At 52.4% G+C, this 24,587-nt stretch carries 21 protein-coding genes; all 21 read left to right on the top strand.

Translation table 11 applies throughout. The features are described from left to right. The 21 genes from I2H39_RS27180 (at position 1) to I2H39_RS27280 (ending at position 24,583) form a co-directional block, all read left to right on the top strand. A complete protein-coding gene (locus I2H39_RS27180) occupies positions 1-1,404 on the top strand; it encodes a GntR family transcriptional regulator (RefSeq protein WP_138306873.1) in 1,404 nt (467 codons plus the stop codon). Between the two features lie 22 nt (positions 1,405-1,426). Continuing rightward, the gene (locus I2H39_RS27185; protein WP_138306874.1) at positions 1,427-2,338 is read left to right on the top strand and encodes an AraC family transcriptional regulator; all 912 of its coding nucleotides are present in this window, start codon (positions 1,427-1,429) and stop codon (positions 2,336-2,338) included. 115 nt (positions 2,339-2,453) lie between these two features. Next, a complete protein-coding gene (locus I2H39_RS27190; protein WP_138306875.1) occupies positions 2,454-2,693 on the top strand; it encodes a hypothetical protein in 240 nt (79 codons plus the stop codon). A 180-nt stretch (positions 2,694-2,873) separates the two neighbouring features. Beyond that, complete coding sequence (locus tag I2H39_RS27195) at positions 2,874-3,647, top strand: MerR family transcriptional regulator (RefSeq protein ID WP_138306876.1); 774 nt, start codon at positions 2,874-2,876, stop codon at positions 3,645-3,647. Positions 3,648-3,761: 114 nt separating this feature from the next. Then, entirely contained in the window at positions 3,762-4,523 is a 762-nt protein-coding gene (locus I2H39_RS27200; protein WP_347708612.1) for an ABC transporter ATP-binding protein, read from the top strand. Continuing rightward, positions 4,520-5,263: an ABC transporter permease gene (locus tag I2H39_RS27205; protein ID WP_138306877.1), complete on the top strand. Its 744-nt coding sequence runs from the start codon at positions 4,520-4,522 to the stop codon at positions 5,261-5,263. Before I2H39_RS27200 ends, I2H39_RS27205 begins: the two co-directional genes overlap by 4 nt. Before the next feature lie 112 nt (positions 5,264-5,375). Next, on the top strand, positions 5,376-6,683 hold the full coding sequence (locus I2H39_RS27210; RefSeq protein WP_138306878.1) for an HD domain-containing phosphohydrolase: 1,308 nt from the start codon (positions 5,376-5,378) through the stop codon (positions 6,681-6,683). 100 nt (positions 6,684-6,783) lie between these two features. Then, a complete protein-coding gene (locus I2H39_RS27215) occupies positions 6,784-7,755 on the top strand; it encodes a hypothetical protein (protein WP_138306879.1) in 972 nt (323 codons plus the stop codon). A gap of 86 nt (positions 7,756-7,841) precedes the next feature. Then, positions 7,842-9,962, top strand: a complete 2,121-nt coding sequence (locus I2H39_RS27220; RefSeq protein WP_195627995.1) for a M28 family peptidase — start codon at positions 7,842-7,844, stop codon at positions 9,960-9,962. A 58-nt stretch (positions 9,963-10,020) separates the two neighbouring features. Next, the gene (locus I2H39_RS27225) at positions 10,021-10,653 is read left to right on the top strand and encodes a GNAT family N-acetyltransferase (protein WP_138306881.1); all 633 of its coding nucleotides are present in this window, start codon (positions 10,021-10,023) and stop codon (positions 10,651-10,653) included. Positions 10,654-10,839: 186 nt separating this feature from the next. Continuing rightward, positions 10,840-11,925, top strand: a complete 1,086-nt coding sequence (gene leuB, locus I2H39_RS27230; RefSeq protein WP_138306882.1) for a 3-isopropylmalate dehydrogenase — start codon at positions 10,840-10,842, stop codon at positions 11,923-11,925. Positions 11,926-11,953: 28 nt separating this feature from the next. Continuing rightward, complete coding sequence (gene ilvD / locus I2H39_RS27235; protein ID WP_138306883.1) at positions 11,954-13,618, top strand: dihydroxy-acid dehydratase; 1,665 nt, start codon at positions 11,954-11,956, stop codon at positions 13,616-13,618. An 88-nt stretch (positions 13,619-13,706) separates the two neighbouring features. Then, a complete protein-coding gene (gene ilvB, locus I2H39_RS27240; RefSeq protein WP_138306884.1) occupies positions 13,707-15,389 on the top strand; it encodes a biosynthetic-type acetolactate synthase large subunit in 1,683 nt (560 codons plus the stop codon). A gap of 226 nt (positions 15,390-15,615) precedes the next feature. Beyond that, the gene (gene serC, locus I2H39_RS27245) at positions 15,616-16,701 is read left to right on the top strand and encodes a 3-phosphoserine/phosphohydroxythreonine transaminase (protein WP_195627996.1); all 1,086 of its coding nucleotides are present in this window, start codon (positions 15,616-15,618) and stop codon (positions 16,699-16,701) included. Between the two features lie 34 nt (positions 16,702-16,735). Continuing rightward, the gene (locus I2H39_RS27250) at positions 16,736-17,899 is read left to right on the top strand and encodes a phosphoglycerate dehydrogenase (protein ID WP_195627997.1); all 1,164 of its coding nucleotides are present in this window, start codon (positions 16,736-16,738) and stop codon (positions 17,897-17,899) included. Positions 17,900-17,961: 62 nt separating this feature from the next. After that, entirely contained in the window at positions 17,962-19,209 is a 1,248-nt protein-coding gene (locus I2H39_RS27255) for a DUF1015 family protein (protein ID WP_195627998.1), read from the top strand. 202 nt (positions 19,210-19,411) lie between these two features. Then, positions 19,412-20,824, top strand: coding sequence for an ABC transporter substrate-binding protein (locus tag I2H39_RS27260; RefSeq protein ID WP_138306888.1), 1,413 nt, complete (start codon positions 19,412-19,414; stop codon positions 20,822-20,824). 92 nt (positions 20,825-20,916) lie between these two features. Further along, positions 20,917-21,807, top strand: a complete 891-nt coding sequence (locus tag I2H39_RS27265) for a sugar ABC transporter permease (RefSeq protein ID WP_178332272.1) — start codon at positions 20,917-20,919, stop codon at positions 21,805-21,807. Beyond that, positions 21,797-22,621, top strand: coding sequence for a carbohydrate ABC transporter permease (locus tag I2H39_RS27270; protein WP_138306890.1), 825 nt, complete (start codon positions 21,797-21,799; stop codon positions 22,619-22,621). Before I2H39_RS27265 ends, I2H39_RS27270 begins: the two co-directional genes overlap by 11 nt. 23 nt (positions 22,622-22,644) lie before the next feature. Beyond that, entirely contained in the window at positions 22,645-23,823 is a 1,179-nt protein-coding gene (locus tag I2H39_RS27275) for an ABC transporter ATP-binding protein (protein ID WP_138306891.1), read from the top strand. Beyond that, a complete protein-coding gene (locus I2H39_RS27280; RefSeq protein WP_138306892.1) occupies positions 23,792-24,583 on the top strand; it encodes a TIM barrel protein in 792 nt (263 codons plus the stop codon). The genes I2H39_RS27275 and I2H39_RS27280 overlap by 32 nt, the downstream gene beginning before the upstream one ends. Positions 24,584-24,587 lie beyond the last annotated feature (4 nt).

Here is a 24,587-nt window from a genome sequence, read left to right on the forward strand (position 1 = left end):
ATGAAAGCTGACAGTGGTTTAAACAGGCTGGTATATGAATATTTTGAGGCCAGGATTCTTTATGGATATTATAAATATGGAGAAAGTCTTCCGTCCATAAAGAAAATATGCCAGATGTTCCATCTGGCGCAGGCAACCGTAAGGGCTGCTCTGACCTCCCTGGAGAACAGAGGATATATAAGGGTTGAACCGAGAAAGACACCTAAGGTGATTTATAAAGCAGGACCAGCCGGATTCAGGGAGAATGCAGCCAGGTATTTTGTGCCGAGGAAAATGGGAATCGTGGATTTGGCCCAGTCAGGAAAGCTGCTGTTTGAGCCGCTGTGGCGGGAAGGTCTGAACCGGTGGAAGGATGAGGAATGGGAATCCCTTTTATATAATATGAAGCACCCGGAGGCAGGAGCCGTATCCATGCCGGTGGAGTTTTATATATTGGCATTCAGGGCGCTGGACAACCGCCTGTTTCTTAATCTCTATTGGGAGACTGTGCGTTATATAAGGTTCGCTTATCTGTCTGACCAGGAATCCCGGAAAAAGTTCACGGACCAGGAGTTGGACGGACTGTCCAGGGATGATGTCATTTCATTGCTGGGACAGTCCTTTGAGGCGTCCTATGGCCGCGCTGTGACGGATTTGTTTTCTTTCATAGAGCAGGCGCAGTCGGAGTACGGCATGGAGGATGCGAAGCAGGTTCCTTTTTACTGGAATATTTACAGGCAGCGTCCCCAGCTGAGGTATACGCTTGCATCCCGCATCCTGTGGGGAATTGAGAAGGGAATCTATCCGCCGGGAACCTATCTGCCGTCTCTTCCGCGGATGGCGGAGCATTATGAGGTGTCCCTGAATACGGTGAGGCGTACCCTGTCCATTCTGGACAGCATGGGCATGACCAGGTCCTTTCACGGAAAGGGGACCCTTGTCCTGACAGAGCCGGAGGGGGTGGATTTGGCCAATCCGGAAATAAGGGAGGGTATGAAGCTGTATATTGAAAGTCTGCAGCTGATGATGCTGACCATAAAACAGGTGGTGCTGTATACACTGGAGCATGCGCCGGCGTATGTTGTGGAGAAGCTGAAACATGATGTCTGCCAGCTCAGGGAAGAACGGAAAAGCTATATGGCCTTTGAGGTGGTGCTTGGGTTCATTGAACAAAGCTGCGGGCTGAATCTGGTAAAGGAGTGTTACAAAAAGCTAAGGGAGCTGATTGTATGGGGGTATCCCATTGTGCTGCTGCGCCTGAAGGAAAGGGACATACACATGGAATATGAAGGCATTGTGGCTCTGGCAGGCCGGCATCTGCAGGAGGGGAACGCAGAGGCGTTCTCCCACGATGTGAAAGAACTGATGGGATGGGAATATCAGGAGGTACGGATGTTCCTGGAACATATGGGCGCCCCGCAATAAGGCTCCGGAACAGGAGGCTGCTATGAAGGTAATCCGTAAAGTTGAGCTTAAACCGGGAAGCTATGAAGAGGAACTGCCGGGAATCTCGGCGGAATTTCCCTACATTGCTTCCTATGTGGAGTTGGATAAGTGCGCGGGAAGACAATCCCCCTGGCATTGGCACAAAGAGGTGGAGCTGTTTTACATGGAGCAGGGCAGCCTGGAATATGATACGCCTCAGGGCAGGACGGTTTTCACTGCCGGCTCAGGGGGTTTTGTGAATTCAAACGTGCTTCATATGTCCAGGGCAAGGGATGGGGCGGAGGTGGCTACCCTTCTTCACATCTTTAACCCGCTGCTAATCAGCGGTCAGAGCGGAAGCATCATTGACCGGAAGTATGTATCGCCCCTTGTGACCTTGTCCCAGATAGAGATAATCGGGCTGTACCCGGACCAGCCGGCCCACGGACCTGTCCTGGAAGCCCTGCGGCGGTCCTTTCAGATATCGGAGGATGAGTATGGCTATGAAATCCGTTTGCGGGCAGCCCTGTCCGAAATATGGTGCAGTCTCCTTTCACTGGCAGGGACCATGGAGAAAAGCACCAGATACAGCAGCCGGTCCAGCCAGAAAATAAAAATTATGATGGCGTTCATCCACAAACACTGCGGGGATAAGCTGTCGGTAAAGGAGATTGCGGCGTCCGCCTTCATCAGTGAGCGGGAGTGTTTCAGAGTGTTTAAGGACTGCCTGAATATGACCCCGGTAGAATATGTGACCAGCTACCGCCTTCAGCGGGCTTGCTGGATGCTGGCCGAGGGAAATGAGCCCATCACCGGCATATGCCAGGCCTGCGGCCTGGGAAGCAGCAGTTACTTCGGCAAGGTATTCCGCAGCTGCATGGGATGCAGCCCCAAGGAGTACCGGCTAAAGTGGCGGAATAGTAATATAAGATGACAGCAATTCGATATCTTTGGGTAATGTGATGCACTATAATGATAGTAGGAAGAGGGTATGGCACCTTCTTCCCACGGTCATGGAAGGGGCTGCATATTCCTGGAGGTGTTGGATTGTGATAAAACTTACTATATTGAACATGAATGGATTCCTGCAGATTGTGAATCAGTGCAGCGGCGCAGTCAACGCCGTATGTCCGGATGGAAAATGGCGGGATATCAACAAGTCATACGCTGCCCAGAAGGTGTTATGGGACCAATTCAGGGAGAATCATGGCAGCCTGGCCCTGAAACTGGATTTCCAGAAGCCGGAGGATTATGTGAGGATTGTGTATCATCACATCAGTGAGATTTAAGGGAGCGGAATTTTTCACTATGATGATTTTGCCATCTGGATTTGATGGCGGTGTATTTTGCAGGTTCTTCGGAACCTGCTTTTTCATTTCGCACTGCAGATTTTGTGCTGAAAGAGAGAACCCTACATTATAACACCAGGGTTGGAGACTGTGATATAAAGGGAGAGGAGGTGCATTTTTATGAAGACATACAGGACAGTGGACCTGGCAAGGATGTTTGGAATTCATGTTAACACCGTGCGTCTGTATGAAAGATACGGCCTGATTCCAAAGGCAGAGAGGACAGGCAGCGGTTACCGGATATTTACGGAGCTTCATGTGGAGCAGTTTAAGCTGGCAAGGGCGGCCCTGCGGGTGGAGGTCCTGCAAAACGGACTGAGGAAACAGGCAGTGGCCATCATTAAGACATCAGCGTCAGGGGATTATGGGAAGGCATTGGAGATGACAAAAAGTTACAGCACCCAGCTGGACCGGGAGATGAAACATGCAGAGGAGGCTGTCCGGACATGCCGGGCACTGCTTGCAGGCATAAAAGGCCCCTGGCCTGAAAATGGCTGCGGCCAGGCTGTGTACACAAGAAAGGAAGCAGCGGATATGCTGGGAGTTACCATTGACACGCTGAGGAACTGGGAGCTTAACGGCCTGTTTTCCGTCAGGCGGACAGCCAACGGTTACCGGGTTTATACAGGGGAAGATATTAAGAGGCTGGCCATCATACGCTCCCTCCGGTGCGCCAGCTATTCCCTTTCGTCTATTTTGCGGATGTTAAACGCCCTGTCCGGGAATCCGTCCGCCAATATCCGGAGAATCATTGATACGCCCGGCGGGGACGACGATATCATCACTGCCTGCGATAAGCTGCTCACTTCCCTGGCGGAGGCCAGGGAGAACGCAGGGTATGTGGAATCGCAGATAAGGAAGATGATGGAGATGGGACATGGTAATCAGCTGTGAGAACCGAAAGCAGGCACCAGCGGGAACCTATTCCGGAAAAGCCTACACTTATCCACCAGACCCTGGAATTATGCTAATATTCTGATACACATGAATCAAGGAGGCGGAAAAATGATGAATCAGGCACAACAATGGAAGGATGGGAATACTGCTGGCTGTGAAGAAGCGGTGACGGTTTCAGGACTGAGCAAGTCCTATTCCGGTAAAAAGGTAATTGAGAACCTGAGCCTTACAATCAGGCCGGGCCAGGTATATGGACTGCTGGGGGCCAATGGCTCAGGAAAGAGTACGGCTGTGGAATGTATGCTGGGAACCAGGAGGGCTGATGCGGGAACGGTCCGGATACTGGGTTTTGACCCTGTGAAGGAGCGCAGACAGCTGTTCGAACAGGTGGGGGTGCAGTTCCAGGAGGCAAATTATCCGGACCGAATCAAGGTAAGAGAGCTTTGTGAGGAGACTGCCTGCCTGTATGAGAAAACAGCGGATTACCGGGAGTTGCTGCGGCAGTTTAATCTGGAGGATAAGGCCGGCGCCATGGTTGGCCAGCTGTCAGGCGGACAGAAACAGAAGCTTTTTATTATTCTGGCACTTATACCAGGTCCCAGGGCGGTGTTCCTGGATGAGCTGACAACGGGGCTGGACACAAAATCCCGCAGGGAGGTCTGGAAATGCCTTTTGGAAATGAAGGAACAGGGCCTTACCATATGCCTGGTATCCCATTTCATGGACGAGGTGGAAATGCTCTGTGACCGAATCGGTATCTTAAAGGACGGAAATTTTGCCTTTGAGGGAACCGTTAAGGAGGCAGTGGACAACAGTCCTTATAGCAACCTGGAAGATGCGTATTTGTGGTGGACACAGGAGGAAAACAGATGAAACGGTTTTATACTATATTGAAAACAGAGCTGAAACTATCCGTCAGGGGTATGGATATGGTTATATTTGCTCTCTGCATGCCCCTGGTTATCATTTCGCTTTTGGGAATTATTTATGGCAGTAAGCCTGCCTATCCGGGGGCAGGATATACGTTCCTGGAGCAATCCTTTGGGGCTGTCACCACCATAGCGGTCTGCGCAGGCGGCGTTATGGGGCTGCCCCTGGTGATTTCGGAATACAGGCAGAAGAAGATACTGAAGCGGTATCAGGTAACGCCAGCCAGCCCGGCCCTGCTTCTGGCAGTCCAGGCAGCGGTCTATGCAGTCTACTCCCTGGCGGCCCTGGTGCTGGTTTATATGGCTTCAGTCCTGTTTTTCGGAGCGCACTTTGCAGGCTCGGCGGCGGCATACATGGCTGTGTTCCTGTTTGTCATGCTGTCTGTATTCAGCATAGGCATAATGGTGGGGGGCGTTGCGCGGGATGTGAAGACTGCAGGCATTGCGGCAAGCCTATTGTATTTTCCCATGCTGGCCCTGTCCGGCACCACCCTGCCCTATGAGGTGATGCCGCCTGCCCTGCAGCGGGTTGCAGATATCCTTCCCCTGACCCAGGCCGTCAAGCTGCTGAAGGCTGTTTCCCTGGGGCAGCCGGCGGAGGACGTGTGGAAATCCTGTCTGTACATGGCAGTGTGCTTCCTGGTGTGCAGCGGGATTTCCCTCCGGTATTTTAAGTGGGAATGAGAGTAAACATTCCCTTTTGCAATGGAGCTGGTTTGGACTTGATTTATGGCAGGCTTTATGTGAAAATAAAAGGCAGAGAATTATAAGCTGGAGTGTGTGAAAAGGAGTTATTATGCCGGAATATTCCCTGCCTGTGGGCAACAAGGATTTGATTAATATTGCAAGAAGGGCCTTTAATCTGGTGGACCCAAGACTGATTGGACATGGAGCGCGTGTTTCCTATCTGGTGTTCCAGATGCTGAAGGAGGACGGCTCCTATACGCCGCTGGAGGCAAGGAACCTGTTGATTCTCGCTGCTCTTCATGATATCGGCGCATATAAAACCGACGAAATCGACAGGATGGTGGAGTTTGAGACAAAGGAAGTATGGAATCATTCCATTTACGGATATCTGTTTTTCCATTATTTTACCCCCTTTGGGGATTGGGCTTCCGTCATCCTGTATCACCATATGCCCTGGAACCGGCTGAGAAAGCTGGAGGATGTGCCTGAGAGAATCAGGGAGGCAGCCCAAATCATCAATCTGGCCGACCGGGCGGACATTTACTTTGGGTCATCGGGATACACAGGCGGGTACCAGCGGTTCGTGGAATTTTTGAGAAGGCAGGAAGGGCTGTCCTACAGCCCCAGGGCGGCTGAATTGTTCAGGCGCCTGGGACCGGAAGTCCTGGACCGTCTGGCTGTCCAGGGCCAGGATTACTGCCTGCCCGAAGAAGTGTCTGCCCAGTTTGACCGCGCCATGGAAGAAGAGCCTTTTTCAGAGGATGAGCGCAAGGCGCTTCTGCGGATGCTGACCTATGTTATTGACTTCAGAAGCCCCCATACAGTGACCCATACCATCACCACCACGGTCATCAGCAAGGAACTGGCGGTCCGTATCCTGGACAGCGACGATGAGGTCAGGGATGTGACCTGCGGCGCCATACTCCATGACCTGGGGAAAATAGGAATTCCGGTGGAGATACTGGAATATCCGGGTAAGCTGAGCCCTCAGGCCATGAGGGTCATGAGGACCCATGTGGATTTGACCGGGCATATACTGGGGGCCAGTGTGTCTGAGAGGGTAAAGAATATTGCCCTGCGCCACCATGAGAAGCTGGATGGTTCCGGTTACCCCCAGGGCTTGGCGGCTGAGTCCCTGGATACGCTCCAGAGGATTGTGGCGGTGGCTGATATCATAAGCGCCCTGACAGGAACCAGAAGCTATAAGGATGCATTTTCAAAGGAAAAGACAGTGTCCGTCCTGGAGGATATGGCGGGAAAGGGCCTGATAGATGCAGTCATTGTATCCATGTTTGTGGAGAATTACGATTCCATCATGGAAGCGGTCAGACTGCGCTCACGGCCTATCCTGGATAAATACCATGAGATGCAGCAGCAGTATCAGGTCCTGGCAGGTAAAATGAAGGGCTGGGATTGACCGGAAGTCTCCATGGAATCTTAAGGAAATGTATATTGACACAGCAGGTAAAACTGGATAAAGTAGGGTTATATAGGAACGGAAAAGGAGGAAATGTAATATGCTGCACATGAAGCGGAATTTAATGGTGGCCGCAGCAGGAGTATTGGCCGCCCTGATGGTGTTTCCTGCATACGGCGCCAGCCGTAAGCCCATTAAGTCCATAAACCTGACCATAAAAGCTGAGATAAAGCCGGATACGGATTTCGGAGACGAGCAGATAGAGATTGAGACCAGCAGTAATAAGTACTCTGTGGATGGCTACGACATTCTGAATGACGATGTGGAATGGCGGGAGGATACCATTCCCAGAATTCAGATTACCCTGACAGCCAACGATGATTATTATTTCCAGTCCCTTCCAAAGGATAAGGTGACCATAAAGGGCGGAGCTGAGTTTAAAAACTCCAAGCGGGAGGATTCCAGCACCACCCTGCTGATGGAGGTGGAGCTCCAGGCCCTGAACACCTCCCTTCATGATTTGGCCAATGTGGTCCTTACAGAGGAGGGAATAGCCGCCTGGGATGCCATACCGGCAGCGGGAAGCTATGAGGTACGCGTGTACAGGGACGACAAGGCGGTGGGAGCTGTCATGACGGTGAACACAAATACGTGCAACTGCCGTGAGCGCCTGCAGAAGGGCAATACAGCCTACACAGTCAGGGTGCGGCCTGTCAGCAAATTTGACAGCAAGGAAAAGGGAAACTGGACGGAATCTCCCAGCACCTACATACCGGAGGAAAAGGCGGCTCAATTCAGGGAGAATCCCACGGGAGGAAACGGGGAATGGGTACAGGCCGTTGAGAACGGAAGATGGTGGTACCGCAATGCAGACGGCAGCTATCCGGTCAGCAGCTGGCAGCAGATAGGCGATAAGTGGTATTTCTTTGACGCTGAGGGCTACATGGCGACCGGATGGGTACAGTGGGACGGTAAGGAGTACTACTGTGCTGACAACGGAGAGATGCTGACCAACTGTCTGACGCCGGATGCCTATCTGGTAGGGGAAGACGGGGCAAAGATTAACCAGTAAAACAACTGAACATGGAAGATATGGCGCTGTAGGAGTATAGGAATGTACTCCTACAGCTATTTTTGAGGTGATTGAGGTGATGCGTGGTGAATGAGGAAGAATGGAGAGAGCGTATACGCAGGGAGACAGACACCGGGTACTCCTACTGCCTGGCCAGGCGGATGGAGCAGTACCGGACCAATCCGGTGCTGGGATACAGAACCGCCGGGTCCGGGGCAGAGTTTGAGACAGGGGAGATGCTGGTCCGGGAGATGAAGTCCCTGGGACTTGCGGATGTACACAAGGACAGGATAACTGTGGACAGCTGGGAGTTTGAGAAGGCGGTGATGCAGTTTACGGACCGTGAGGGCAGGGACTATGAGTTCCAGTTAGGGGCTTACCAGACGGATTTTCATACCGGCGGATTCCGGGAATTCAGCCTGGTATACCTGGGAAAGGGTACTGCGGCGGATTACAGGAATGTGGATGCGGCAGGAAAGCTGGTTCTCATTGATATCAACCAGAGGGATGAGTGGTGGATTAATTATCCCGTGTACCAGGCCCGGCTGAAGGGGGCTGCCGCCCTGATTGCGGTCCAGGAACAGGGATATGGGGAGATACACGACACAGCCCTTAACGCCCAGGACATAGCGGGGCCTGCAGATGCGCCCGCCTTTTCCATGTCCCGTGCGGACGCTGCTGTGCTGAAGGCGGCCATGGGAAGGGAAAACCAGGTGCAGGTGCGCCTGGACGCCTCATCTACGGTGCTGAGGGACCAGGAGACGTATAACATTATAGGAACCATACCCGGGCCGGAGGAGGGAATGATTCTTCTGACAGCCCATTACGACTCCTATTTCAGCGGATTTCAGGACGACAACGCTGCGGTGGCCATGATGCTGGGCATAGCCAGGGCCGTGCTGCAATCAGGCTATAAGCCCAGGAAGACCCTTATATTCTGCGCTATGGCGGCAGAGGAATGGGGCGTGGTGAATTCCAAATACGACTGGTCCACCGGCGCCTATGAGCAGGTATTTACAGCCAGGCCCGACTGGGCGGGAAAGGTTATTGCGGACCTGAACTTTGAACTGCCGGCCCATGCCCATGGCAGGAAGGATGCTGTGCGGTGCGTGTATGAATATGCGGATTTTCTGGAGGACTTTTTAAAGCGTATGGGAATAAATGGGAGCACAAAAGCACAGGATGGAACGGCAGGTTCCCTGACCTGCCAGCCATACCCCGGAGGAGTGGAAGTGCTGAGTCCCATACAGACCTGGTCCGATGATTTCTCCATGGCCATTGGCGGGATACCCTCCATGGTCAACGATTTCAGCTCAGGGGAATTCATGGAGACGCATTACCATTCCCAGTACGACAATGAGAATTTTTATCAGGAACCGGTGTACCGGTTCCATCATGAGATGTATGCCGGTCTTGTCCTTGCTTTTGACAGGACAGCCGCGGTGCCTATGAATTTCTCAGGGCTGTTTGAGGGGGCCGGGCGCAGCGTTGACAGCAATGCCTGCCCTGGGTCAGAAGCAGACCGGACCGGGCTGTTTTCCGCGCTGGAGCAGGCGTCGGCCGCAGGAAATGCGCTGTATGGAAGAATACGGGAAATCAACCGCGCATACGGCTGTCTGCTGGACCGGGGAGAGGAAGCAGCAGCCCTGAAACTGGCAGCCGGGTGCGCGCCCCTGAACCGGGCGCTTCTTCGCATCTTTAAAAAGGAACAGGATTACTTTGTGCGGCTGAGCTGGCACGATGACGTGCTCTTTCCGCAGCAGGCTGTCCAGGAAAATGTAAGGGCCATGGACAGGGCCATTGCCTGCCTTGAAAATCATGATTTGAGCGGCGCACTGGAGGCTGTGTATACCATAGACAACAACCGTTATGCATTTCTGTTTGATGAGGAAGTCTATACCTATTTTACGGAATACGTCCTGAACCAGCCTCCGGGCCGTCTGAAATGGGGGATGGGAAGGATTGTCCATCACCAGAACCTGTTTGGCCTGGTTGAGAGCCTGAAGGCCAAGGCGCTGCATGGAAAGACGGATACACAGGAAGAATACGCAGCCCTTGTCAGGGCGCGGCAGGACCAGCTTGGCTGTTATGAGGATGACATACGGTATATGACTGCATCCGCCTATAAGCTTCTGGAGGCCATAGGGCAGGCGGCACAGCTGGCGGATGCAGGTCTTATTACGGCTGGGCGCGGAGCCGGGGCATAATACGCGGCAGGAAAGTTATATACAAATGAGATTAAAATACAGGAGGAGTAACTGAGAGATGGAAAGCCCACAATTATACCGGGTCAAGGAGGAGGATTTGCCCAGATTGGAGGAACTTCTGACCGGGTGTTTTGAACACGACCCATTATACTGTAAACTGATTCCGGATGAGGAGATACGCAGACGGCTTCTGCCGGAGCTGTTTGCCTGTGACCTGACAGAATTCTACGAAACCTGCGAGATATACTCGGACAGCCCTGAGATGAATTCCCTGCTGGTTGTTTCCGATGAATCAGAGCCCTATAACCCTCTGACCTATTACCTGGCAGAGGCATGGGCTTCCCTGCGGACCGATGAGTTCCTGATTAAGGAGGACCCCAGCCTTAAGACCCTGTGGAAATTCATGCTGGGCAAGGATTATCTCAACTCCAGATGGACGGCCCAGCTCCACCGAACGGAACGGATTCACATTATCTATCTGGCTGTCCGGCCGGATATGCAGCACCACGGCCTGGCCGCCCTGCTGCTGGATGAGGTCATCCGGTATGCTGACCAGCACAAGCTTATGATATCCCTGGAGACTCATAATCCGGATAATGTGCCGCTGTATGAACACTTTGGGTTTAAGGTTTTCGGAGTATTGGAGAAGCACTTTGAGCTGAAACAGTATTGTCTGATTCGGGAGGTGTAAGGGCAGGGGGAACCGTTGCCCCATAACTTTTGTTTATGATAATAATTCCAAACTTGTATATTCCACTATGGCGAAATTCCGCTGGAAAGGTTGAAATACCTTTTCAAATGATATATGATTGAAAGAAATTATATTACTATGGGTAGATATAACCATAAAGAATAGAAGATAGGGGAGATATGCAACATGGATTATAATGTGACTGTGATTCCAGGTGATGGGATTGGACCGGAGATTGTGAGAGAGGCCAGGAAGGTGCTGGACCGGGTGGGAAAGGTGTACGGCCATTCGTTCGGCTATACGGAGATTCTGATGGGGGGATGCTCCATTGACGCCTATGGGGTTCCGCTGACAGAGGAGGCACTGGAGACAGCCGGGAAGAGCGATGCAGTGCTTCTGGGAGCGGTTGGCGGAGATGTGGGCAACTCTCGGTGGTACGATGTGGCGCCTAATCTCAGGCCGGAGGCAGGGCTTCTGGCTATCCGCAAGGGGCTGGGGCTGTTTGCCAATATCAGGCCGGCGTATCTCTATAAGGAGCTGGCGCAGGCATGCCCCCTGAAGAAGGAGATTATAGGGGATGGCTTTGATATGGTCATCATGAGGGAGCTTACGGGCGGCCTTTACTTTGGGGACAGGTATACCAGGGAAGTGGACGGCGTCATGACAGCCGTGGATACCCTTACATATAATGAAAATGAAATCAGAAGGATTGCCATTAAGGCCTTTGACATAGCCATGAAGCGCAGGAAGAAGGTGACCAGCGTGGATAAGGCGAATGTCCTTGATTCTTCCAGGTTATGGAGGAAGGTAGTGGAGGAAGTGGCCGGGGATTATCCGGAGGTGGAGCTGTCGCATATGCTGGTGGATAACTGCGCCATGCAGCTGGTTATGAATCCCGGACAGTTTGATGTGATTCTCACGGAGAACATGTTTGGGGACATCCTTTCAGATGAGGCCAGCATGATTACAGGCTCCATCGGAATGCTGTCCTCCGCCAGCATGAATGAGAGCAAATTCGGCCTCTATGAGCCAAGCCATGGCTCTGCGCCTGATATTGCGGGCAAGGATATGGCAAATCCCATTGCCACCATTCTTTCAGCCGCCATGCTGCTCCGCTATTCCTTTGATTTGGACCGTGAGGCGGATGCGGTTGAGAAGGCAGTGCAGGCAGTGCTGACCCAGGGATACCGCACCGGCGACATCATGTCGGAGGGATGCACCAAGGTGGGAACCTGTAAAATGGGTGATTTGATTGCGGAACAGATTGGATAATTTGGATTTAGATGAAAGGGGATAGGACATGAAAAGTGATGCAGTTAAGACAGGTATGCAGCAGGCGCCCCACAGGTCCCTGTTTAATGCGCTTGGTATGACAGAGGAAGAGATGAGGAAGCCTCTGGTGGGTATAGTTAGTTCCTATAATGAGATAGTTCCGGGGCACATGAACCTGGATAAGATTGTGGATGCAGTGAAGCTGGGCGTTGCCATGGCCGGCGGTACTCCGGTGGTGTTTCCGGCCATTGCTGTCTGCGACGGTATTGCCATGGGACACATTGGTATGAAGTATTCCCTTGTAACCAGGGATTTGATTGCGGATTCAACGGAGTGCATGGCCCTGGCCCATCAGTTTGACGCCCTGGTCATGGTTCCGAACTGTGATAAAAATGTTCCTGGGCTGCTGATGGCTGCGGCCAGGATTAATGTGCCGACCGTGTTTGTAAGCGGCGGTCCCATGCTGGCCGGCCATGTGAAGGGGCACAAGACCAGTCTTTCCAGTATGTTTGAGGCAGTGGGCGCCTATGCGGCTGGCAATATGTCAGAGGAGGACGTGAAGGAGTTTGAGGCAAAGGCATGTCCTACCTGCGGTTCCTGTTCCGGTATGTATACGGCCAACAGCATGAATTGTCTTACCGAGGTCCTGGGCATGGGACTTAAGGGAAATGGCACGATTCCCGCTGTTTATTCCGAGCGCATCAAGCTGGCTAAACATGCAGGCATGAAGGTGATGGAGATGTATGAGAAAAACATACGCCCCAGGGATATCATGACAAAGGAAGCATTTATGAATGCCCTGACCATGGATATGGCATTGGGATGCTCCACCAACAGCATGCTTCATCTTCCGGCCATTGCCCATGAGGCAGGCGTGGAGCTGAATGTGGATATTGCCAATGAAATCAGCGCGAGAACCCCCAACCTGTGCCATCTGGCGCCGGCAGGACCCACCTACATAGAGGATTTAAACGAGGCAGGGGGAATATATGCGGTAATGAAGGAAATCAGCAAGAAGGGACTTCTGAACCTGGACTGCATGACTGTCACGGGAAGAACCGTGGGAGAGAATATAAAGGACTGCGTCAACAAGAACCCGGAGGTCATCCGTCCGGCGGAGAATCCATACAGCCAGACCGGCGGCATTGCCATCTTAAAGGGCAATCTGGCCCCGGACTCCGCAGTGGTGAAACGCTCTGCGGTTGCGCCTGAGATGCTGAAGCATGAGGGACCGGCCAGGGTATTTGACTGCGAGGAGGACGCCATTGACGCCATTAAGGGCGGCAGGATTGTGGCAGGGGATGTGGTGGTCATCCGCTACGAAGGGCCTAAGGGAGGCCCGGGCATGAGGGAGATGTTAAATCCAACCTCAGCCATTGCAGGTATGGGACTGGGTTCCTCGGTTGCCCTGATTACGGACGGACGTTTCTCCGGCGCTTCCAGAGGCGCTTCCATCGGCCACGCCTCACCTGAGGCAGCGGTGGGCGGACCCATTGCCCTGGTGGAAGAAGGGGATATCATCTCCATTGATATAGACAATCATAAGCTGGACGTGCTGGTATCCGACCAGGAGATGGCAGCCAGGAAGGCCAGGTGGCAGCCGCGCACACCGCAGGTTACCACCGGCTACCTGGCAAGATATGCTTCCCTGGTTACTTCCGCTGACAAGGGAGCTGTGCTGCAGGTAAAATAGGTTTCGCGGCCAGTGGTACCGGGCTGTCCGGCAGTGCCGGCAGGGCCGCGCATCATGAAATAACATGAAGAAAAGGAGTGCAGTATATATGAGCAAATTGACGGGGGCAGAGATTGTAGTTGAATGTTTGAAGGAACAGGGTGTGGACACCGTTTTCGGTTATCCGGGCGGCGCTATCCTGAATATATATGATGCATTGTACCAGCACCAGGATGAAATCACCCACATCCTGACATCCCATGAGCAGGGGGCTTCCCATGCAGCTGACGGCTACGCAAGGGCCACCGGCAAGGTGGGCGTGTGCCTGGCCACATCCGGTCCCGGCGCGACCAACCTGGTGACAGGTATCGCTACCGCTTATATGGATTCCGTGCCCGTGGTGGCCATTACCTGTAACGTGACCAACAGCCTGCTGGGCAAGGACAGTTTCCAGGAAATCGATATTACGGGCGTGACCATGCCCATTACAAAGTATAATTTCATTGTCAAGGATGTGAACCGTCTGGCAAAGGTAATCCGCAGGGCCTTTACCATAGCCCAGACAGGACGTCCGGGTCCTGTGCTGGTGGATATCACCAAGGATGTGACAGCTGCGCTCTGTGAGTATGAGAAGCAGGTACCGGAGGAAATCGTGCGTCAGAGCGACACCATCACAGAGCAGGATATGGACCGGGCTGTGGAGATGATACGAAAGGCAGCAAAGCCCTTTATCTTTGTCGGCGGCGGCGCTGTGCTGTCCAATGCATCCGACGAACTGAGGGCATTTGCCCATAAGATTCAGGCGCCGGTGGCAGACAGCCTTATGGGAAAGGGTGCTTTTGACGGGGCCGATGAGCTGTACACAGGCATGGTGGGCATGCACGGCACCAAGACCTCCAACTTCGGCATAACCGAGGCCGACTTGCTGATTGTGGTGGGTGCCAGGTTCAGCGACCGTGTGACCGGCAATGCCTCCAAGTTTGCAAAGAATGCAAAGATTCTCCAGCTGGATATTGACCCGGCTGAGATTAACAAGAATATTAAGGTGGACGCCAGTATCATCGGCGACGTAAAGGTTATCCTGCGCAAGCTCAACGCCAGGCTGGACCCGGTGAACCACGACGAGTGGATTGCCCACATTGAGCGAATGAAGGATATGTATCCCCTGCGCTATGATAAGAATGTGCTCACAGGACCGTTCATTGTACAGACCATCAATGAGGTGACCGGAGGGGACGCAGTCATTGTCACCGAGGTGGGACAGCATCAGATGTGGGCGGCCCAGTACTACCAGTACCGCCAGCCCCGCACCCTCCTCACTTCGGGAGGACTGGGAACCATGGGATACGGCCTGGGCGCTGCCATCGGCGCAAAGATGGGATGCAGGGACAAGACGGTTATCAATATTGCCGGAGACGGGTGTTTCCGCATGAACATGAATGAAATTGCAACGGCCACCCGGTACAATATCCCGGTGGTGGAGGTCATTGTAAACAATCATGTGCTGGGCATGGTACGCCAGTGGCAGACCCTGTTTTACGGCAAGCGCTATTCCCAGACCATACTGAATGACTCAGTGGACTTTGTGAAGATAGCAGAGGCTATGGGAGCCAGGGCTTACCGCGTGACCCAGAAGGAGGAGCTGGAGCCTGTGCTCAGGGAGGCTATCTCGTTAAACATACCTGTGGTCATTGACTGTCAGATTAGCTGCGATGATAAGGTATTCCCCATGGTATCGCCGGGTGCGCCGATTGCAGATGCTTTTGACGATACGGACTTGAAAATTAATTAAAAACAGTGTATAGTAGTCTTTAATATCTTGGCTGCGTTATCAGATTAGCTTGATAAAGTGCCTGGACAGGTGGGACAGATATACGATGTAGTATACAGTCAGGTGACTTCTCTGTATGCGGTATGGCGTGATATTGTGCCTGGTTCCGCATATGGAGGAGTCCTCTGTGTATATATATTAAAGAGGATATGTGCAGCAAGTACAACCATTTAAGGAGGAGAGCGAGATGAGCAGAGTTTACAATTTTTCAGCAGGACCGGCTGTTTTGCCGGAGGACGTTCTGAAGGAAGCCGCAGCAGAAATGCTGGATTACAGGGGAACAGGAATGTCAGTGATGGAGATGAGTCACCGGTCAAAGGCCTATGACACCATCATAAAGGAAGCTGAATCAGACCTGCGGGTTCTTTTACATATTCCGGATAATTATAAGGTGCTGTTCCTTCAGGGAGGCGCATCCCAGCAGTTTGCCATGGTGCCCATGAACCTGATGAAGAATAAGGTGGCGGATTACATCCTTACCGGACAGTGGGCTAAGAAGGCTTACCAGGAGGGCGGCATTTACGGAAAGGCCAATGCCATTGCATCCAGTTCTGACAAGACCTTCAGCTATATTCCGGACTGCTCCGACCTGCCTGTATCCGAGGATGCAGACTACGTGTATATCTGTGAGAACAACACTATTTACGGCACCAAGTACTGGAATCTTCCCAACACAAAGGGAAAGCTTCTGGTGGCTGACCAGTCCTCATGTTTCTTGTCCGAGCCTGTGGATGTGACAAAATACGGCCTGATTTTCGCAGGCGCCCAGAAGAATGTGGGACCGGCGGGAACCGTTATCGTGATTGTGAGGGAGGACCTGGTGACAGAGGATGTGCTGCCCCAAACCCCCACCATGCTCCGCTACAAGACCCATGCGGACGCGGAGTCACTGTACAATACACCGCCTACATACGGTATTTATATGTGCGGAAAGGTATTCAAGTGGCTGAAGGCCAGAGGCGGCCTTGAAGCCATGAAGGAATACAACGAAAAGAAAGCTAAAATCCTCTATGATTTCCTGGATGAAAGCCGGTTGTTTAAGGGGACTGTGGTTAAGAAGGACCGTTCCCTGATGAACGTGCCCTTCGTGACAGGAGATGAGGAACTGGATGCCCTGTTCGTGAAGGAGTCAAAGGCAGCAGGCTTTGAAAATCTGAAGGGACACAGGACCGTGGGCGGCATGCGCGCCAGCATCTATAATGCAATGCCTGCGGAGGGCGTGGAGAAGCTGGTGGAATTCATGGCTGACTTCGAGAAGAAGCACAGGAAATAAAAGTCTTGGGAAAATAGAGGAGAGTTGGTTGATTATGAAAAAAATTCATTGCTTGAACCCGATTGCAAAGTGCGGCACGGAGTTGTTTCCGGCCAGCTACGAGATGACAGACAACATGGCGGAGGCTGACGCTGTTCTGGTGCGCAGCGCTTCCATGCATGATACGGAGCTTCCGGAAAACCTGCTGGCAGTGGGCCGCGCGGGCGCCGGTGTCAACAATATTCCGCTGGATACCTGCGCGCAGAAGGGTATCGTTGTATTCAATACACCGGGAGCCAATGCCAACGGCGTAAAGGAGCTGGTGATTGCAGGTATGCTCATGGCATCCCGTGACATTGTGGGCGGCATCGAGTGGTGCAAGGCCAATGCGGAGGATGACAACATCACCAAGGATACAGAGAAGAGCAAGAAGGCATTTGCGGGCTGTGAGATTAAGGGCAAGAAGCTGGGCGTCATCGGCCTGGGAGCCATCGGCGCAGAGGTTGCCAATGCAGCCACCCATCTGGGAATGGAGGTATACGGATATGACCCGTATATTTCGATTAATGCAGCCTGGAGACTGTCCAGAAATGTAAAGCATATTACCAATGCGGACATCATTTTCCAGGAATGCGATTATATCACTATCCATGTGCCCCTTATGGATTCCACCAGGGGAATGATTAACAAGGAAAAACTGGCTATCATGAAGGATGGGGTTGTAATCCTAAACTTCTCCAGGGATACCCTGGTCAATGACGACGATATGGCGGCTGCCCTGGATGCAGGTAAGGTGCGCTATTATGTCAGCGATTTCCCCAATCCAAAGGTTGCCAACATGGAAAGGGTCATCCTGCTTCCCCATCTGGGCGCTTCCACAAAGGAGTCTGAGGACAACTGCGCCATTATGGCGGTGAAGGAGCTGACCGATTACCTGGAAAACGGCAACATCAAGAACTCCGTCAACTTTCCCTCCTGTGACATGGGCATGTGCCAGGCAGAATGCCGGGTGGCTGTGCTTCATATGAATATTCCCAATATGATTGGACAGATTACGGCAATCCTGGCGGAACAGGGCATGAACATTTCCGACATGACCAATAAGAGCCGGGATAAGTATGCGTACACACTTCTGGATTTGGAACACAAGGCAGAGGATTCCACCATCCAGAAACTGAACACCATCAAAGGCGTACTCAGGGTGCGTGTGGTGAAATAACCGCGGTCCGGATATGAACGGGCATGGGTTGTGACAAACGGATTTCAGACAGGAGAGAAAAGATGGCAGTTGTAAAACCATTTATTTGTATCAGGCCGTCGGCGGATAAGGCTGCCAGGGTAGCGGCCCTGCCTTATGACGTGTATAACCGGAAGGAGGCCTGTGAGGCCGTGAAGGGAAATCCCCTTTCCTTCCTGAACATTGACCGGGCCGAGACTCAGTTTGCGGATGATGTGGACACCTATGACAGCCGCGTCTATGACAAGGCCAGGGAACTGCTGGACTGTCAGATTGAGGAAGGGGTCTATGTGACGGATCCTGAGGAAAATTACTATCTCTATGAACTCACCATGGAGGGCAGGAGCCAGACCGGCATTGTGGCCTGCTGTTCCATTGATGATTATGTGGGCGGTGTGGTGAAGAAACATGAGAATACCAGGGAGGATAAGGAACTGGACCGTATCCGCCATGTGGATACCACCAACGCCCACACAGGCCCCATTTTCCTGGCTTACAGGCAGAACCAGGAACTGAAGGACCTGGTGGCCCGGGTGAAGGAGGATGCGCCTCTGTATGACTTCGTGTCAGAGGACGGAATCCGCCACAGGGTATGGATGATTGGCGCCAGGAACCTGGTGCAGGCTGTGGAGGATGCATTTGCGGCTATACCGGCCACCTACATTGCAGACGGCCACCACAGGGCTGCGTCGGCTGTAAAGGTGGGGCTTAAGCGGAGGGAAGAGAATCCGGATTATACGGGAAGGGAACCCTTCAACTACTTCCTGTCCGTATTGTTTCCTGACGAGGAGCTGAAGATTCTGCCCTACAACCGGGTAGTGAAGGATTTAAACGGTCTGGGTCAGGATGCGTTCCTGGCTGCTGTCTCAGAGCGCTTTGAGCTTACTGAATGCAAAGAATCCGGGGAGGCTGCGTCCGGGCCAAGTGAAAAAGGCACGTTCGGCATGTTCCTTGGGGATACATGGTACAGCCTCAGGATAAAGCCTGAGTTTGAGAGCAGCGACCCGGTGAAGGGACTGGATGTGTCCATCCTTCAGGACCAGCTTCTGGGACCGGTTCTGGGAATCGGGGACCCAAGGGTTGATAAGCGGGTTGATTTTATCGGAGGAATCAGAGGGCTTAAGGAATTGGAACGCAGGGTGCATGAGGACATGGAAGTGGCCTTTTCCATGTATCCCACTTCCATAGAAGAACTGTTATCAGTGGCTGACGCAGGTCTTCTCATGCCTCCCAAGTCCACCTGGTTTGAGCCAAAGCTTCGGAGCGGGCTGTTTATACACAGGCTGGGCTGAGGACTGATGCAATGAATAGAGTAAGAGGGCTGCGGCACCTGATTTGGGTGGTGACGCAGCCCTCTTTTGATTTGTGCATTTATGTTGCTTCCAGCTGTTTTCCAAATCCTTGCAAAGATTTTACAGAATTCATCTTCCGGAATTTACATTCAATCTTTAAGATTAAGGACATACCACGGAATGATTAGGAGGAAACGGAGAAATGAAAAGAAGTGTGAAATCAATGACAGCACTGGTCCTGGCAGCTGCAATGGCTGTATTATCCGGCTGCGGCGCGGCCGCAACGGGAAGCAGCACCCAGGACGCCGCAGGCTCATCCCCGGCACAGGCCGGAGCAGAGGCGGGAAACCAGGCCGGGAACGGAACAGGAACCGGTGCGGATGGAAACAGCTCATCCGATGGAAAGACAGTTATCGAATACTGGCACTGCAATGCAGAAACCCAGGGAGGATTGGTGGTAGACGAGCTGGTTAAGCAGTTTAACGAAAGCAACGACCATATCCAGGTAGTGGCAAAGTACAATCCGGACATGTATAAGGGGCTGATGCAGAACCTTCAGGCAGAGGCTGCCGCGGGCCGTTCCCCGGCGCTGGTGCAGATTGGCTGGGCGTTTCTGGATTACTTTTCCAATAACTTTTCCTATGTGTCCCCTCAGGATGCCATCGACAGGTTCGATAAGGAGGATGCCGGTTTCCTAAAGGACAAATTCCTTCCCAATGTACTGGGGCTGGCCGTAAACAGCGAAGGCTCACAGGTGGGCATTCCTTATTCCTTAAGCAATCCGGTGCTTTATATCAATAAGGATATTTTAAGGGAGGCAGGACTTCCGGAAGAAGGCCCGGCTACCTGGCAGGAGGTCAGGGAGTTTGCAAAGACCATTAAGGAAAAGACCGGAAAGTACGGCTTTTATATGCAGGAGCCTGCGGATTTCTGGGCGCAGCAGGGACTGATTGAGAGCAGCGGCGCAAAGATGCTGATTGCCAATGCAGAGGGCAAAAAGGAGGCTGCCTTTGCCACGGAGGACGCAATTGCGGCCATGCAGCTGATGGCTGACATGGTGAAGGACCAGACAGCCTTACATATCTCCTGGGAGGAGGGATGCCAGAGCTTTATTGACGGCAACTGCGCCATGCTCTACACCACCATCGCCAGAAGGGCTTCCGTGCAGAAGGGCGCGCAGTTTGACGTTGCAACCGTAAAGTCCCCTCTGTGGAATGACAGGGAGCGCATGGTTCCGGCAGGCGGATGCTTCCTGGCCATCACGGCCCAGGGCGACGACCAGGTCAAGGCAGCGTGGGAATTTGAAAAGTTCCTCTACAGCGTGGAGTCTATGGCAGCCTGGACAGAGGGGACCGGCTATGTGCCGCCCAGAAAGGATGTGGCTGAGGCTGAGAACGGACTTAAGACATTTCTGGCTGAAAACAAGATGATGAACGCAGCCATTGAACAGATGGACGGAGTGGTACCCTGGACCGCGTTTCCGGGAGATGCAGGCCTTCAGGCAGAGCAGATGCTCCTTGATATGAGGGACCAGATTCTGGGCGGACAGGTGACGGCAGAGCAGGGCATGAAGGCAGCACAGGATGCCATCAACCAGCTGCTGGCAGTACAGTAACGGGCCGGCATACAGCCATTTACAATAAATCGGAGCGGGTATCCCCGGAATACATATGGGGGTACCTGTCTCTTTATGGAGGTAAAAGCAGATTGAATCAGGAAGAAAAAAAGCAGACATTACTGGGATACCTCTTCCTTGTGCCATCCCTGGCAGTGTTTGCAGTATTCATGTTTTATCCATTGTTTTATACAATCTATCTCAGCTTTTTTGAGTGGAATATGGTGAAGCCGGTGAAGAAGTTTGTGGGGCTGGCCAACTATACGGCTATTTTTAAGGACCCGAATTCCTGGAAGATTGCAGGCAATACGGTTGTCTATATCCTTGTGCTGCTGGTATTGAATTTTGTTCTGCCCTACATTCTTTCCTTTATCCTGTCGGCGGTGATTAGGAAGGGACAGGGCTTTTATAAGGCAGTGTTTTTCCTGCCCAGCGTCATATCTCTGGTGGTGGGGTCCATTCTGTATATCTGGATTCTGAATCCGATTTCAGGCCCGGCGGCCCTGGTGCTCAAATACGTTGGCCTGTCCCTTCCCTTCTGGTCAAAGACAGAGGGGTGGGTCATTGCGGTGCTGAGCGTAATCACCTCCTGGAAGGTATTCGGCTATAATTTTATTATCATCCTGGCCGGTGTGTCGGGGGTATCCTCAGAGGTCATTGAGGCGGCCAGGCTGGACAATATTCCTCTGTGGAAAATATTCCGGGACATGGTGGTTCCCATGAGCTCGGCCACCGGAATCTACGTGTTTATCACCACCATCGTACAGGGACTTCAGTATGTGTTCACTCCCATCAAGGTAGTGACCCAGGGCGGTCCCAACTACGCCAGCTCCAACCTGATATACATGTCCTACCATGAGGCGTTTACCCTGTACCGCACCGGCACCTCGTCAGCCGTGTCGGTGATTACCATGGTGCTGTTCATCGCACTGCTGCTTCTGGAATTCCGGTTTGTGGAAAAGGGGGTATATTATGAAAATTAAAGAAATGCAGCCAGGGTGGCACCTGCTTCTCCTGTGCGCCGTGTTCCTTCTCCTGATGCCCATTGTATTTGCCGTGTCCAACTCCTTTAAGACCATGCAGGACGCCTTTAATACAGTGTTCCAGATTATTCCGGCCAGGCCCACGGTGCAGAATTACATCCATGTATTCAGCAGGCTGCCTTTTTTAAGGATAACAATGAACACCTTTTTGATTGCTGCCACTGTAACTGTTTTTAAGACCGTCACCAGCCTGTTTGCAGCCTATTCCTTTGTGTATTTTGATTTTAAGGGCAAGGGAATCCTGTACTTCATCATGCTGGCCACCATGTTTATTCCTTTTACCGTTACCATGATTCCTAACTATCTGATGATTTCCGGAATGGGTCTCAGTGATAAGATATGGGGTGTGGCCCTGCCCCAGCTGGCGGATGTGCTGGGAATCTTCCTTTTGCGCCAGTCCATGCGGGGAATCCCCAGGGCGCTTATTGAGGCGGCCAGGATGGAAAATGTGAAGAATCTAAAAATCATGAGGGATATCATCATCCCATTGGTACGGCCTTCCATTATTTCCACGGGAATTATTTTCTTCATCAATTCCTGGAATGAATATGTGTGGCCGGTTCTCATACTGAAAAGCAAGGAGAATTATACCCTGTCCCTGGCCCTGCAGATGTATATAAGCGCAGAGGGAGGGACGGAGTTTACCATAGCTATGGCTGTTTCTGTCATGACCATGATTATACCTCTGGGTCTGTACATCCTGTTCCAGCGGTATATCATCAATACCTTTGCCATGTCGGGCATCAAAGGTTAAGGGCATCAAATAAGGAGAAAGAAATGAAAAACATAGTATTCGACCATGTGGTTAAGGCGTATGATAAAAATGTAATTGTGAAGGATTTAAATATGGAAATCAGGGAAGGAGAGCGCCTGATACTGTTAGGACCATCCGGCTGCGGCAAGTCCACCACCCTGCGGATGATTGCGGGCCTGGAGAAGCTCAGCGGAGGAAACCTGTATATGGACGGCCGCCTGGTAAACCATGTGCCCTGCGGGGAGCGGAATGTGTCCATGGTATTCCAGAACTACGCCCTGTTTCCTCACATGACGGTGAAGGATAACATTATTTACGGCTTAAAGGCCCACAGGATGAATCCGCAGGAGATAAAGACCAGGCTTTCGGAGGTTCTGGATATGCTGGATTTGAAGGGACTGGAGGAGCGCAGGCCAAAGGACCTTTCCGGCGGCCAGCGCCAGAGGGTTGCCCTGGCCAGGGCAGTGGTAAAGCGTTCGGATTATTTCCTGCTGGATGAGCCCCTTTCCAATCTGGATGCCCAGCTGAGGCTGAGGGCCAGGAAGGAACTGGTGAAAATCCATGAGATGTACCGTCAGACCATGATTTATGTAACCCATGACCAGATTGAGGCCATGACCGTGGGGCAGCGTATTGCCCTGATGCATGAAGGGAAAATGCAGATGCTGGATACCCCGTCCAATGTATACAACCGCCCCGCCAATGTATTTACCGCCAGGTTTATTGGTTCCCCTTCCATGAATATTGTGGAGGCATCCTATACAAAGGGAACGCTGGTGATTGGAAGACAGGTTGTATGGCTGCCGGACATGTGGTCAGGACTGGCCTCCCGCAATGAGTCCGGCCGCCTGTTTCTTGGAATCCGGCCGGAGCACATGGCTTTGATGCGCAGGCACCAGGACAACACCCTGGAGGGAATTGTAAGGTACGTGGAGGATTACGGCAACCGGTACGGCGTATATGTGCAGGTGGATAATATGGAGTTCATTGCTGTGAGCGAGGGGGATATCCCGGCTCCGGGGGAGATGGTCTTCATCCGGCCTGATTTTGACAGAATTCATCTCTTTGACAGGGCGACCCAGGTATCTTTGGGCTATCCTGAACAGCTCAGGGCTGCCAAAGAGCCATATATTGTCCAAAAAGGCGCAGGGAAGAAGGGAGAGAACACCAATGGCTTTGCTCATCAGTACCAATATGTATAAGGCAGAGGAGTTTAAGAGAATTCTGCCCTATGTGGAAACGTGGAAGGGAAGGGTGGGGGTGGAGGTATTTCCCATGTTCCACCGGGAGACATTTGCTCCTCTTCTGGAGGAAAGCATGGGTGTTCTGAGCCGCGTTCCCATCAGCTTTCACGGTCCCTATTACAAGGCGGAGCATTCAGCTCCCCAGGGAACCCCGGAGTATGGGGATACTATGGAACTGGTGAAACAGACCCTTTATTATTGCAGGAAACTGAACAGCCGCTATATGGTATTCCATCACAATAACTGTGCGGTTGGGGATAAGGAGAGGATGCTTCGGGATTCCTGCATGAATTACCGCAGGGTGGATGAGCTGTTTTTCAGCTTTGGAATACCGGTGGCCGTGGAGAATGCAGGGGTCATGGACCGGAACAACATGCTGCTGGACGAGGAGGAATTTGTTTCCCTGTGCCAGGGGGAACATTACCCGGTACTCATAGACATCGGCCACGCCCATGCCAATGGCTGGAACCTGCGCCGTGTCATGGAGCGCCTCCGGGGGCAGATTCTGGCATACCATGTTCATAACAATGACGGGATACACGACAGCCACAGGCGAATCAGTGACGGAACCCTGGATGTCCGCAGCTTTCTGACATGGGCCAGGGAATATACGCCTGAGGCTGACCTGGTAGTGGAATATGGCATGGAGACAGCGGATGATTGCAGGGGAATCGCAGAGGACGTGGAGCTGCTTCTGGCATGGGGGCATGGTTTATGATAAT

This window comes from Clostridium sp. 1001283B150225_161107_B6, from assembly GCF_015556325.1.
Lineage (GTDB): Bacteria > Bacillota > Clostridia > Lachnospirales > Lachnospiraceae > Enterocloster.

Bases quoted from the DNA above. Each gene is read 5' to 3' on its own strand.
- I2H39_RS27180 (WP_138306873.1), top strand. From the start codon at position 1: ATGAAAGCTGACAGTGGTTTAAACAGGCTGGTATATGAATATTTTGAG.
- I2H39_RS27185 (WP_138306874.1), top strand. From the start codon at position 1,427: ATGAAGGTAATCCGTAAAGTTGAGCTTAAACCGGGAAGCTATGAAGAG.
- I2H39_RS27195 (WP_138306876.1), top strand. From the start codon at position 2,874: ATGAAGACATACAGGACAGTGGACCTGGCAAGGATGTTTGGAATTCAT.
- I2H39_RS27200 (WP_347708612.1), top strand. From the start codon at position 3,762: ATGAATCAGGCACAACAATGGAAGGATGGGAATACTGCTGGCTGTGAA.
- I2H39_RS27205 (WP_138306877.1), top strand. From the start codon at position 4,520: ATGAAACGGTTTTATACTATATTGAAAACAGAGCTGAAACTATCCGTC.
- I2H39_RS27210 (WP_138306878.1), top strand. From the start codon at position 5,376: ATGCCGGAATATTCCCTGCCTGTGGGCAACAAGGATTTGATTAATATT.
- I2H39_RS27215 (WP_138306879.1), top strand. From the start codon at position 6,784: ATGCTGCACATGAAGCGGAATTTAATGGTGGCCGCAGCAGGAGTATTG.
- I2H39_RS27225 (WP_138306881.1), top strand. From the start codon at position 10,021: ATGGAAAGCCCACAATTATACCGGGTCAAGGAGGAGGATTTGCCCAGA.
- leuB (WP_138306882.1), top strand. From the start codon at position 10,840: ATGGATTATAATGTGACTGTGATTCCAGGTGATGGGATTGGACCGGAG.
- ilvD (WP_138306883.1), top strand. From the start codon at position 11,954: ATGAAAAGTGATGCAGTTAAGACAGGTATGCAGCAGGCGCCCCACAGG.
- ilvB (WP_138306884.1), top strand. From the start codon at position 13,707: ATGAGCAAATTGACGGGGGCAGAGATTGTAGTTGAATGTTTGAAGGAA.
- serC (WP_195627996.1), top strand. From the start codon at position 15,616: ATGAGCAGAGTTTACAATTTTTCAGCAGGACCGGCTGTTTTGCCGGAG.
- I2H39_RS27250 (WP_195627997.1), top strand. From the start codon at position 16,736: ATGAAAAAAATTCATTGCTTGAACCCGATTGCAAAGTGCGGCACGGAG.
- I2H39_RS27255 (WP_195627998.1), top strand. From the start codon at position 17,962: ATGGCAGTTGTAAAACCATTTATTTGTATCAGGCCGTCGGCGGATAAG.
- I2H39_RS27260 (WP_138306888.1), top strand. From the start codon at position 19,412: ATGAAAAGAAGTGTGAAATCAATGACAGCACTGGTCCTGGCAGCTGCA.
- I2H39_RS27270 (WP_138306890.1), top strand. From the start codon at position 21,797: ATGAAAATTAAAGAAATGCAGCCAGGGTGGCACCTGCTTCTCCTGTGC.
- I2H39_RS27275 (WP_138306891.1), top strand. From the start codon at position 22,645: ATGAAAAACATAGTATTCGACCATGTGGTTAAGGCGTATGATAAAAAT.
- I2H39_RS27280 (WP_138306892.1), top strand. From the start codon at position 23,792: ATGGCTTTGCTCATCAGTACCAATATGTATAAGGCAGAGGAGTTTAAG.